Annotated in this window: 11 protein-coding genes and 1 pseudogene; 9 read left to right on the top strand and 3 right to left on the bottom strand. The window is 61.4% G+C overall.

The genetic code is table 11. The features are described from left to right. The 9 genes from tssK to EN943_RS28100 form a co-directional block, all read left to right on the top strand. Positions 1-767 (top strand): type VI secretion system baseplate subunit TssK (tssK, locus tag EN943_RS28140; RefSeq protein ID WP_164778416.1); only part of this gene is annotated, 767 nt, incomplete at its 5' end. A 4-nt stretch (positions 768-771) separates the two neighbouring features. Continuing rightward, complete coding sequence (icmH, locus tag EN943_RS28135; protein WP_127371267.1) at positions 772-2,094, top strand: type IVB secretion system protein IcmH/DotU; 1,323 nt, start codon at positions 772-774, stop codon at positions 2,092-2,094. Position 2,095: 1 nt separating this feature from the next. Next, a complete protein-coding gene (gene tssM / locus EN943_RS28130; RefSeq protein ID WP_127415488.1) occupies positions 2,096-5,635 on the top strand; it encodes a type VI secretion system membrane subunit TssM in 3,540 nt (1,179 codons plus the stop codon). Beyond that, entirely contained in the window at positions 5,617-6,156 is a 540-nt protein-coding gene (gene tagF, locus EN943_RS28125; RefSeq protein ID WP_127415487.1) for a type VI secretion system-associated protein TagF, read from the top strand. Before tssM ends, tagF begins: the two co-directional genes overlap by 19 nt. A gap of 2 nt (positions 6,157-6,158) precedes the next feature. Further along, entirely contained in the window at positions 6,159-7,004 is an 846-nt protein-coding gene (locus EN943_RS28120; protein ID WP_127415486.1) for a DUF4150 domain-containing protein, read from the top strand. Between the two features lie 9 nt (positions 7,005-7,013). Further along, positions 7,014-7,448 (top strand): hypothetical protein, encoded by a 435-nt coding sequence (locus tag EN943_RS28115; RefSeq protein ID WP_127415485.1) that lies wholly within the window; start codon positions 7,014-7,016, stop codon positions 7,446-7,448. Next, positions 7,449-7,940, top strand: coding sequence for a hypothetical protein (locus EN943_RS28110; RefSeq protein WP_127415484.1), 492 nt, complete (start codon positions 7,449-7,451; stop codon positions 7,938-7,940). Positions 7,941-7,944: 4 nt separating this feature from the next. Next, positions 7,945-9,021 carry a DUF2169 domain-containing protein gene (locus EN943_RS28105; RefSeq protein ID WP_127415483.1) on the top strand — a complete coding sequence of 359 codons (1,077 nt, stop codon included), beginning with the start codon at positions 7,945-7,947 and terminating at the stop codon, positions 9,019-9,021. Next, a complete protein-coding gene (locus EN943_RS28100) occupies positions 9,018-10,058 on the top strand; it encodes a hypothetical protein (RefSeq protein ID WP_127415482.1) in 1,041 nt (346 codons plus the stop codon). The genes EN943_RS28105 and EN943_RS28100 overlap by 4 nt, the downstream gene beginning before the upstream one ends. A gap of 2 nt (positions 10,059-10,060) precedes the next feature. Here the strand turns inward: EN943_RS28100 and EN943_RS28095 are convergent, their stop codons facing one another. From EN943_RS28095 to EN943_RS28085, 3 genes and pseudogenes are all read right to left on the bottom strand, one after another. Then, on the bottom strand, positions 10,061-11,224 hold the full coding sequence (locus EN943_RS28095) for a hypothetical protein (RefSeq protein ID WP_206522818.1): 1,164 nt from the start codon (positions 11,222-11,224) through the stop codon (positions 10,061-10,063). A 10-nt stretch (positions 11,225-11,234) separates the two neighbouring features. Then, positions 11,235-11,660: a DUF6484 domain-containing protein gene (locus EN943_RS28090; RefSeq protein ID WP_127415480.1), complete on the bottom strand. Its 426-nt coding sequence runs from the start codon at positions 11,658-11,660 to the stop codon at positions 11,235-11,237. Between the two features lie 7 nt (positions 11,661-11,667). After that, positions 11,668-12,445: pseudogene (locus EN943_RS28085) on the bottom strand (type VI secretion system tip protein VgrG); the annotation flags it as partial.

The raw sequence follows: 12,445 nt of genomic DNA, 5'->3' as shown, positions 1-12,445 counted from the left end.
CCTTGGTTACGGGCGCCGTGGCCTGGTACCGGCAGTTGCTGCTGGAAGTTGTCACCGGCCTCGACCAGATCGCCGAGGCGCATGGCAAGATGGTCATGGGCGGACCTGGGCGCAGCGTCGAAGATTTGCTGATGCTCAATCTCGCCAATGCGGCACGTCCGCGGCTGGCCCACATGCTGGCTCAGGATGTGTTCCATCCAGCCGAGCTTTACCTGGAACTTGCCGGTCTCGCCGGTTCGATGGCGACCTACGGATCGAGCGCGCGGCGGCTGGGCGAGTTGCCCGCCTACGATCACATGGCGCCTGGCCCCGCCTATTCGGCGCTGGCGGATGCGCTGCGCTCGCTCATCCTCAGCCTGCGTTACATCGAGCCGAAATCGCGTGCGCTGCCTGTCATGCGGCATTCGACCAATGTCTGGAAGATCCGTATCGACAATCCGAAGCTGCTGGTGGCCAGCCGGATCGTCATCCGGGTCGGTTCGGAGTTGTCGGAAGACGCGCTGCGCAAGATATTCGTCAATCAGGCAACCGTCGGCTCGGCCGACCAGTTCGAGGGCCTGTGGAAATCGCGCTTGCCCGGCATTCCGCTGAAACCGCTTCATTCCCAGCCGCGCGAGATTCCTTACGATGGCGATCGGTTATGTCTGGAACTGGACCAGAAAAGTGAGCACTGGGCGTCGCTGCTCGACGCTCCCGGCTTCGTCATCGGCGTTTCGGGCGTGTTGCCAAGCGAGCCGCAGGTGGACTGCTATTCGGTGAACAGGTGAGATCATGAGCCGCGATGATCCGTTCGGACTGTCGGAGGATCGCGAACGCACCCGCATTCGATTGACCGGCGCGCCGATGCCGCGGCCGATGGCGCCACCTTTGCCGAGCGCGTCGGTAAAGCGCTCCCGCACCCATCCGAACGCACTCGTCAACGCATTTGCGCCCTTGCTCGAATTCGGTCCCGAGCTTGAAAGTGCGCTGCCGCCGGACAATCCGGAAGCATTGCGTACCCGATTGCTCGAAGAACTGGTCCGGGCACGCGACACGGCTATGTCGGTCGGATCCTCAATGGAGCGCGCCGACCAGGCGGCCTGGGTGGTGGCGGCGTTGCTCGACGATCTGGCCCTGAACACGCCATGGGGCGGCGCCAGCGCCTGGCCGCGGCAGCCGCTTGTGGTCATGCTGCGCGGCGATGTCGATGCCGGCACGCAGTTCTTCACCCGTCTCGACGAACTCGAGCGCCATCCCAACCGTGATCGCGAATTGCTGGAACTGCAGTATCAATGCATGGCGCTTGGCTTTCGTGGCAAATATCGCGTGTCGGCCCGATCCGGCGACCGCTCGCTCAATGCCGTTCGCGTGGCGGCGGCACGCTTCCTACGCGATGCCGACGCCGAAGGCGCGCCACTGTCGCCAAACTGGAAAGGCGTGATCGCATCTGACGAGCCGCAGCGCTTCATCGTTCCGATCTGGGTCATGGCGCTCGGTGCGGCGGTTGCAGCCATGACAATCCATGTCGGGCTCTCGATGGCACTGAGCAGCCAGGCGGTCGAGCTCTCCGCACTTGTTCGCGCGCTGCCGCCGCCCGCGCGCGGCGACATCACCCGCACGTCGCCCAAAGTCGATGCCCCGCCGCCGGAGAAGGTGGATTTTGCGCTGTTGCCGGAATTTCAGGCCGGGGCGCCCGCCGACCTCAAATCCGCCCTCAGCGGCACCGAAAGCGTTTCGCTGGCCAAGCTGACGATCCAGGCCTCCAATCCCGAACTGTTCCAGTCGTCACGGCCACAACTGACCGAAGGCTTCGAGCCCCTGATCGGGTCGCTCGCCAAGGTGATCCTCGCCAACCAGGAGCTGATCGGAAACATCACCGTCGTCGGTCATACCGACAGCGTTCCCCTGCAAAAGACCAATCCGCTGTCGACCAACCAGCGACTGTCGGAGGCTCGCGCCCAGACGATTGCCGACATGCTGGTCCAGAACGGAGTGCCGCGGGATCGCGTCCATTCCGAGGGCCGCGCGGCCACCGATCCAGTCGCCACCGACAGCACGCGCGAGGGGCGGGCCTTGAACCGCCGCGTCGAGGTGCTTGTCGAAAAGAGGCTGTGAGATGTTCATCCTGCGCTTCCTTTGGGCTGTCCTGACATCACGCTGGCTATGGACGCTGATCGGCCTCACGCTGCTTTCCCTGGTCATCTGGGTGTTCGGTCCGATCGTCAGGGTCGGTCCCTATGAACCGTTCGCCTCTGATAACGTGCGCATCGTCATCATTGCGCTGCTGGTCATCTTCTGGCTGATCTGGCTGATCGTCGCCCAGCGCCGGGCGATCCGCGCCAACCGTATGTTCGTCGCCGAGATTGCCGCGCCGGTGGTGGAAAAGCCGCTCAGACCCGGCGAAGAGAATGTCGCGGCCGTCGGTGCCAAGTTCGCCGAGGTGATGGCCGAACTGAAGCGCCGCAAGCTGGGCGGACGAAAGTTTCTGCGCGAAATGCCATGGTATGTGATCGTCGGGCCGCCGGCCACCGGCAAGACCACGGCCTTGCGGCAGTCCGGGCTGAATTTTCCGATCGACCTCACCGACGACCTGCAGGGGGTCGGCGGCACGCGCAACTGCGACTGGTTCTTTTCAGAACATGCGGTTCTGATCGACACGGCCGGCCGTTATGTCCAGCAGGAGAGCCAGCCCGATGTGGACGCGGTTGAATGGCTGGGCTTCCTCGACCTGTTGAAAAAGCACCGCGGACGCCGCGCGCTGAATGGCGTAATCGTCGCGCTTTCGATCGACGTGCTTTGGGAGGGCGATGAAGCCATCAAGGCGCACGGCCGCAAGATCCGCCGCCGGTTGGCCGAACTCAACGACCGGCTCGAAATCCGCCTTCCGGTCTATCTGATGCTGACCAAGGCCGATCTGATCAAGGGCTTCGAGGCTTTCTTCGGCGGCTTGTCCACGGCTTCGCGCGAGCAGGTATGGGGGACCACCTTCGCGCTGGAAGCGCGTGTCGATGCCAAGACCATTGAACGGGAAATTTCCGCGCTGGCGACGGAACTTGAGCGGAGGCTGGTGCCGCGGCTGGAAGATGAGGACAAACTCGCCGCCCGTGCCGAGATTTTCCGCTTTCCCGCCCAACTGGCAAGCCTGTCCGAACCGATACAGGTGCTGGTCGAGGCAATGTTCGGCGAAAGCCGGTATGAAGAGGTCGCCTGGCTGCGCGGGCTCTATCTGACATCGGCGACGCAGGAAGGAGCGCCCATCGACCGGCTGACCGCGGCGCTGTCTTCGTCCTTCGGCCTGCCGCCGCGACGGGCGCTGCCCGCACCAAGGGTCGAAAAACGCAGCTTCTTCCTGAAGAACCTGCTGACCGAAGTCATCTTCAAGGAAGCGGGCCTCGGCACGTTCGATCCGCTGGCGCAACGGCGCCGCGCCTGGATCTGGCGGGGTGCGGCAGCCGCTTGCGCGGCGGCGGCATTGTTGGCCGGCGGGTTGTTCACCTGGTCCTATTTTGACAACCGCAACGCGATAACGGCCCAGGCAGGCCAGTTCGAAGCGCTGCAGACGCCGCTGACCTCCGGCGCTGCAACGCCGGCATCGGTGGAGCAGCCCGCCATGGACGGCGCGCTCGGTGCGATGGACGCGGTCGCAACCGCCCGGACAGCACCGCCTGGCGCCGCACAGGATCTGCTGGGACCATCGGCCTCCGCGGAAATGGTGCGGGCGCAGACCGACACGTACGATCATGCCCTGCGCAATGTTCTTGAGCCGCGCATGATCGCCTTGCTCGAAGCGACGATGTGGCGGCAAATCCGCGACCCGGATTTCATGCTCGGAGCGCTGAAAACCTATCGCATGATGACGGGCCTGTCTCAGATGGATCCCGATTACGCCCAAGACTGGTGGGCGAACAGCTTGCCCGAATTCGCGGCCGCGGCACCATTTCCGACCGCCGATGCCGAAGAGCATCAGCTTGCCGCCATCCGCCGGATGACGGTCGACGAGAGCTATGTCGCGCCCGACCAGGCCCTGGTTGCCGAAGCGCTGAAAACGGTGTGCACCATTTCGTTGCCGGCGCGCGCCTACAAACAGTTGCTGGCCGATCCGGCAGTGGCCGGGCTCAAGGAGTGGGTCCCGGCGAATTTCGCCGGCCCAAACGGCGGCAAGGTGTTTATTCGGCGTTCCGCCAAGACGCTTCGCGTCGGCATTTCCGGCGCCTTCACCTATGCCGGCTTCCACGACGTCATTCTCGATCGCATCGACGATGTCGCCGCACAGGCCGCGCTCGATCGTGCCGTTTTCGCTGGCGGCTGCTCAGAGAACTCCGAGACCTCGGTCTCGGCGCTGTCCGAGGATATTCTGAAGCTCTACTATGACGACTATATCGCGCAATGGGACAGCTTCCTGCGCGACATGAGGCTCGCGCCATTGACCGATCTCATCGTCGCCAGTGAGAACCTCAAGGATCTTTCGAGCGCCGATTCCGCGCTGAAGCGCCTGCTGACGGCAGTGGTGCAGGAGACGGAGCTCACCCGTTCGGATGACGCGCCCGCCGGAGATGACAAGGCGGCAGCCAAAGGCGGCTCGAAACTGCTCGGCAAACTGGGCAAGCTTGGCAAGATAGTGAAAACAGGGGCAAAACTGTTGCCACGGGCGGGTTCGGCCAGCGAGGTGGACCTGACCGGCAATCTTGTGGCCGAGCATTTCAAACCACTCAAGAGCACCATTGCCGAGGTCGATGGCCAGCCGCCGGCACTGGATGCTGCGGTCGTCGCGCTGACCGCACTTTCCAACGTGCTGCAGACGGTCACCGCGAACCCCAATCCGCAGGATGCCATCAAGAAGCAGGGCGGCCTTGCCGAACTGACGGGAGCGGTCGCCCGGCAGGCACAGATCCTACCCGACCCTATCAGCAGTTGGCTGGGCGGGATTGCCGGCGACACCAGCAATTTGACTCAGAAGGCGGTCACTTCGGAGCTCAACGCCATCTGGCGGGCCGATATCCTGCCTTTCTGCCAGGCGGCGCTGAACGACCGCTATCCGTTCAGCGCCGAGAGCGCGGTGGACGTCAACGTGCGGGATTTCGCCCGCCTCTTTGGGCCGGCCGGGCTGATCGACGGTTTCATCAACGACCATCTGATCAACTATGTCGACATGACCAGCCAGCCGTGGAAGTGGCGCGCCGATTTCGGCCTTGATGCTTCGGCCCTGGCGGCATTCGAGCAGGCCAGGCATATCCGCGACGATCTGTTTGCGGGCGGCAGCGGACCGGTGATGAGCTTCACGCTTGAACCGAAGGACCTGTCTCCCAACGTCACGCGCGTCACGCTCAATCTCGATGGCCAGAGCCTCGTCTACTACAACAACGCAACGCGGCCGCAACCCATGACATGGCCCGGCAAGGACGGCACGGGCGTCATCTCGCTCGCCTTCCAGCCGATCGACGGATCGCCTGAAATAATGCTTAACGAAACCGGCAGCTGGGCGTGGCTGAGGATGCTCCGCAGTGGCCGCTTCGCCAGCACTTCGCTGACCGATGTCTACAGCCTGCGCCTGGGCACGAAAGGCATGTATGCCGATTTCGAGCTCAAGGCCGCCAGCGTCGAAAATCCGTACAACCTCGAAATGTTCAAGAAGTTCACATGTCCACCGCAGATATGATCATCGGCTTCTTCGGTAAGATTCCGGCAACTGGAGACTTCGTCTCCGCGAACCTGCCGCGGACTTTCATCGACCGCTGGGACCGCTGGATGTCGATGGAACTGCTGGCGAGGCCGGACGAGGGTGAACTGGACTCGCGTGTCTGGCGCTTTACCGTACCCGCCGCGATTTTCTGCGAACAGCCTTGCGCAGGCGTCTGGCGGATGAGCGAAGACCGCGTTGGGCGCAGATATCCGTTCGTGATTGTGGCAATCGGGCCGGCACCAGACATGGCCTCGCCATGGTTTGATGAGGTTCATGAAATAACCCGTGCCGCAATAGATCAGGGATGGCTGACGGCGGTCATTGAAGGAAAGTTGGCTGACGTGGCAGCGCCGGTTGCGAGTCCGTCAGAAGTCGATTTGGTCTTTTGGAGCAATGACTGGGAAGTGAAGGAATTCAGGTTCCAAGACATTCACGATCTGGCGGCCTATGCGTTGCCGGCAATGCGCGCGGCACCAATGCAGACGGAGATATTCTAGACATGGCGATTACCGTCTTTGCCGAGAAAATGGGCCTGTTCCACAAGGGAAGCGGGGGCAAGGGGATAGCGCCCGGTGACGTTTGCCTGTCGCCACCGCCACCGCCCGCGGGACCGGTTCCGGTTCCTTACGTCAACATGATGTCGGCATCCGACCTGATCAAGGGAAGCAAATCGTTCAAGGCGGATGGAAACCCGACCGCGCTGGAGAACAGCTCGGAAGTTTCGATGAGTACCGGCAACGAGCCCGCGACACCCGGCCTTGGCGCAGGTGTCATCACGCATAAGATCAAGGGCAAGGCCGCTTTCATGCTTTGGTCTTTCACCGTCAAGGTGGAGGGCAAAGGGGTCTGCCGCCACGGAGACATGGTTGGTCAGAACGAGGCGAGCGATCCCTGCAATGGGCTTGACGGCGCCGCTCTGGTCGCTCTTCTCGCGGCTATTCCAGCGGATGCCAAGGGTAAGAAATGCCCGCCCTACAAGCGCTCTGAACACGCGCCCGATATCACCTCCGACCAGGATGACGAGGTTCACGGCGAGGATTGCTGGGAATGCGGCGGAAAATGGCTGCCCTCCGAGGCCGACTACAAAACGGCCGGAGGCGGCAAGTTCACAAACCGTGACAGAGCCGCCATGACGCCCGATCATCAACCCCCAATGAAGACCGCATGGGAAAATGGCGGGTGTCATCTGCCTGAACCCCCGCCCGCCGACCCGTCCGGTTTCAAGAAGCATTTCGCCAAGGCCGCATGTGTGAAACCGCATTGCCGGAAGTGCGCTTGTTCGCAGGGCGGTAACACGAACGGCATAATTGCCGAACACGCACGAACGCTGGCCAAGATGATGTGAGGAAAGACGATGGACGATACGCTTCAGGCCATTCAAGCCGCCTACATCAGCGAGTTGAAGAAAGAGGTCCCGAGGATCAAAAAGTGGTGGACGAAAAGCATGAAGGATAACACGGAAAAGAGATACCCCGACAAATTGATCGTGGATTTCGATCTGCGTTGGCCTTCGGGAATGGGCGGGCATCCACGCTTGATCGAGATTTTCAGAAGATATTTCTTGGCCGCCGAGGCCCGGAATCTGGAATTGGAGGAAGCTGGCAGACAATACGAACAAAAACCGGTCACGGAAGAATGGGGCCTCGATACAGAGCCGCCGTCGCGTGAAAACGTGCCTCCGATTGACCTGCTCCTCAATGATCTCGCCAGTGAGCACCAAGACCTCCACCGGGTAATGCGAACCATGCAGTTCATTCCAATTGGAATGAGGGATGGAGAAATCGTCTAAATGGCCCTCGAAACGATTCACAACGTGGAAAAGGGCCTATCGAGGCTCTACTGTTCGCCGACGGACGTCGACACTTTGCTCTCACAGGGTGCGGCCAAACCTTTGAACGCAGCAAGCCTTGGCCATGGGCAGCTCTTCAGCGAGTATCTTGAGGGTCTGAACATAGTCTATCCAATTGTCGAACAATGGTGGTCGGGCCTGATCGACGCGCAGGCCCGTGAAAACAGCCAGGAACGCGACACCGCGATGCGCATGGCCTTTTTGCGCCGTGTTGCCGGCCCGGCATCCGATCCTCAGTTCGTTGCACTAATCCGCGAATTCTGGCTTCGGTGCGTGGCGCTGAACGCGTCCTTGGCCGAACCCGACAAGGTGCCGCCTCAGGTACTCATGTTGGGATGGCTTGTGGAAGCGGAGCGAAGCGATTTCGTATGTCTCGTCACATGCATGCCCTATTGGCCGCTCGGGCTCGACGCGAAGGGAAATTGGTGCTGATACAATGTCGTTCAACGTTTGGCTTGAAAACCGGACACCTTTTGAAGCCGCCACGAACGTTCAGGTCGACCTGAACGGCCAAGAAGTCCTCGTCGCAATCTTCTCGGCAAGCTTTTCCCCATCGGTCAGTGGCCAACTTGTTGCTGCTGAGGAACAGCTTCCTGTCGCGCTTTGCGACAGCTGGTTCGGAGACCCAGCATCGTCCTCAACCCGCTATGAGGCCGATATCGTTCCGGTCAAGCCAGCGGCGGAAATCATCGTCATTGGCACCGCGCATGCACCGGGTGGACAGCAGGTCCGCGAGATGCAGGCCGGGTTCATGGTCGCCGGTCTGCGAAAAGTGGTTAATGTCGTTGGCGATCGGATTTATGATGCCGGCAGTTACTCCCAGCCTCAACCGTTCAACAGGATGCCTATCGTCTATGAGCGTGCCTATGGCGGGACGATTCCGAACGGTCCGATGGACCGGCGCAATCCATTGGGAGTGGGCTATCGACATGCCGCCTCGGCCGATCCCGAGGTTCGAACGCAAGCCCCCAACATCACGTATTCTAACGAACCATTCACAAGCCCTTCGGATCGGCCACGGCCGGCGGGGTTTGGACCGCTTGGCCGCTCCTGGTTGCCCCGTCTGCCCTTGGCGGGGACCTATGATGAAGCATGGCTCGCCTCGCAGTGGCCCTTGCCACCCAAGGACCACGATGTCCGCTACAATCTCTGTACGCCGTCGGATCAGCATCTGCCTGAAATCCGTGGTGGAGAAAATGTCGCGATCGTTGGAATGACCTCAAGTGGGCGCTGGGATTTTCGTATTCCGAAAATCATCGCACCGATTAAGCTCATATATGCAGACCGGGTGGAAGAGAGAGCCTTTCGACCAGATACGGTGCTGATCGAGCCTGACCTTTCTAGGGTGACGCTCAAGGCACGTCTTGCTATCGTCACACGGCGCAACGCCAAGCCGCTGTTGCAGATCGCCTTCGGTCATGTCACGCCTGGCTACATTCTTGCTGTGCGCACACGCAAGACCTATATCCACCCGGGCAAGGGCGTACCGCAGCCCCAGGCCTGGTTGGCATGAAACGCCCCTTGTATATTGCCGGATGGGGCGCGGTCACGGCGGCCGGACTCGATTCCGGTCAAACCTTGGCTGCAATTCGTGCAAATCTGAGCGCGATCGAAGTCCAGGGCTTTTTCAATCTTGGTTTGAGCCAAGTGGTCTCGCGCATACCGGCGCATCATCAATTGCGGAAGACTCACGCAGCATGGCTGATTAACATGGCCTCGCGTGCGATAGGCGAGGTTCTGCGGACCGGCACGGCCGGGCCCGAGGCGACAGTCGTCCTTCTCACCCCGCCGGAGAGCTTTCGCGATCACCCCGCATATTCCGACATCCCCGTCTCCGGCTTTCTTGCGGCCGTGATCAAGGCGACCGGCAATCGCTTCCATCCCGCCTCACGCGCCATCGATGGCGGCGCGGCCGCCACGTTAGGTCTTCTCGATCAAGCTGTGGAATTGCTGGAACGGCAAGACGTTGAACAGATTCTGCTAGGCGGCGTTGACAGCTTGATCAACGACGCGGATCTTTTGCGTCTCAGCCAAGCCAGCCGACTAAAGGGTCCGGATAACCCTCAAGGCTTGGTGCCTGGCGAAGCCGCGGCTTTTGTCCGGCTGACCCTCGAGCCAAAGGGAAAGGCTGCGGTGCTGGCCAGCATCCTCGGCGTTGGCACGGCACTAGAGGGCGACAGCGTTCTATCGGATCGCTTTAGCCAAGGACGGGCAATGCTTGGCGCCTTGCGCGACGCAGTGACCGGCTCAGGTCGATCAGAGCCCGACATCAACTTCGTCGTCAGCAACGGCAATGGTGAACGCTACAGTGGCTGGGAGATGATGATCACCCATCCTCGTTTCTACCGTACCCGCCGCGAGATTCTGCCTACCGCCTATCACGCAATGACGATCGGCGATATTGGCGCAGCTGGCGGAGCGCTGGCGTTGATGCTAGTGGCCGACAGCTTCTTGAACGACTATGCGCCAGGGCCAACCGCCATCTGCGAGGTGGCCTCCGAGGGGGGGCTGCGCGCCGCCGCGGTGATGGCTCGCATGAACCGCGACTGAACTCATGTCCAAGCCGGGAAGCGGCGCGTCCTGCGCCAATCCGACAATGGAGCGTCCGGCCTGGCGAGTGCAGCGCGCAACGCATCCAGCCGAAGCCTGCGCATCGAGTGGAAGAGTGTATGGCTGCGCCCGCCGCGCCCCTCGTCCCACCATGCGGCCACTCGATCCGCGACCGGGAGTGGGCTGGCAGTCAGGGGTTCAAAATCCTTGCCAAGCGCGGGCGAGTCTATCGTAAACAGGTCGGTGTCATTAAAGTCCACATCGAAAAGATCGCGGAGCGCCAGCCCTGCGGCGAAGGCAAGCTCTGGCTCACGCATCTTGGCGATCAGCCAAGGCATAACTGACTGGTCGCCAAGGAGGCCGATTGCCGCTGTTGCGGTAGCGCGCAAGGCACGCTGCTGCAGACAACCCTGCAGCCAAGCCTTGCTGGTCTTCAAGGGCGTCGTCAGAATGCGCATCTCGATCGCGGCTGGGGCGAGGCCTGGCTCTGCCAGCACTATCAGGTCGAGTATCGGGTGAGCCGAGCGTACTTCGCCAAGAAGGCAAGCCGCGAAGGCGGCCGTCATGCGTTCCTTCGGCGTGCCGCCGTCAAGTCCGGCCAGTACTGCCGGAAGGAGGTCGCGCCGTTTGAGCCCACCGGCAAGCCGAAACGCACGTCTGCGAACATCCGGGTCTGGATTGCTGAGCAGGTCGCCGAGGCGGGCGCCGGGATCAACGCGATGATGCCAGAGCGCCGCAAGGCCGAGCCTTCGCAATAGGGTTTCGCGGGTGTCCAGCCATTCGGCAAGGAACGGGCGCAGGCTTTCGCGAGGCACTCGTGCGATTGCGCCGGACAGGCTTGATAGGCCACCCTCGCCCAAGCCAACGGCGGCATCGATCGCCAATGCCACAGCTTCCGCCTCGCCCCATCGCAGCGAGAGCGCGCCGAGAACGAAAAGCTCGCCCGGTTCCGGATAGTCGGCGAAGTGCGCCTGTGCAGCTTCCCAGCCAGCCTTGCCGGCCGCCATGAGCCCTTCCAAGTTGGCTTCAAGACGCTGATCGATGCGACCGACGTCCGTCTCATCGAGGATTGGTCCGTCGATCTCCCGACAACGGCGATGCCAAAGGAAAGCCGCATCTCCAGCGTGTTGATCCACAATGGCGGCGATCGTCGCGACGCGATGCATCGGCAATGCCTCAGTTGAGATGCACGGCCCCGCCGCGAATACGGTTGGTCCCGCTGGCCTGGCTGGTCAACTGGGTGCCGCGAATGGTGATATGTCCATCTTTTTCCAAGATGATCGATGCCAGGCCACAGCGTAATTCTATGCGCTGATTGCCAGTTATCGATACCCGTTCGCCGTCCCGGACGATCTGCGGATCCTTGTTCTTGCGCAAGGGTTCGACAATGCGCCCGACGACGAGCGGCCGCAGCGGGTCGCCGCCCTCGAAAAGCAAGGCCACTTCCGATCCGATGGCAGCGGATTCCAGTTCGGCGAGGCCGCGCGCGGGAATTGCCGTTTCGCGAGGATTGCCAACAAACACCACCAGCGGAACGCCGTCATCGAAACCGATGAGCAGGCCGATGACGACACCGTCAATGCGATCTATCACCTTCGTCATGAAGCCCTCAATTGTTGTGGATGTTACTTCCCTTGACTTTGACGTCACCCGACGCTTTTACCGAGATGTCGCTGCTGCCTTTGATTGTAATGTCCTTACCGACGATCTCGATAGTGCCGTCTTTCTTCATGGTGATCGAGGCGTCGCCACATATTAGCGCAAGTTCATTTGTAGCATTGACCAGCAACTTCTTGCCGACGTTGATGACACTATCTTCACCGATGTCGACCTCGCTCTTTTTTGCGATTTTGAGAGCTCGTCCGCCACCAATTTCCGTGGAGTCATCGGCGCCAATCTTGGCCGATCTGGCCTTGCCGATCTTTGATGCATGAGCTCCCCCGACATCGAAGGACTGGTCGGCGCTGATCGTTACGGTTTGACCGGCTCCGACCGACCAGCTGTCCGACGCGCCGATATCGTGGCTCTGCGCTGCACCGACAGTGACCGATCGTATGGTACCGATTGTATTCATCTGTGCCCCACCAACACTGCGTGTCTCGGCGGCGCCCACCGTATCGATGCGAGCTGCCCCCACTGTGATCGTCTGGACAATTCCCACCGTCTGAGAATGATTGGCGTCGATGTTCTCTGTCGAGTTCGACACGACATGGATGGTCTCGTTGGCCATGACGGTCAGCGAGCGGTTCGCGCCCACCGTCTCGGTGTCGTTCGAGCCGACGTTGGTGGTCTGGTCGACGCCGACCTTGACCGTCTTGTTGCTGCCGACGTCCTCATCGAGATTGTGGCCGACGGAGTGCTTGGCATCGTGGTCGATGCGGTCGGAC

This window comes from Mesorhizobium sp. M7A.F.Ca.US.006.01.1.1 (genome assembly GCF_003997935.1).
Classification (GTDB): domain Bacteria; phylum Pseudomonadota; class Alphaproteobacteria; order Rhizobiales; family Rhizobiaceae; genus Mesorhizobium.
This window is presented reverse-complemented; position numbering and strand designations above follow the sequence as displayed.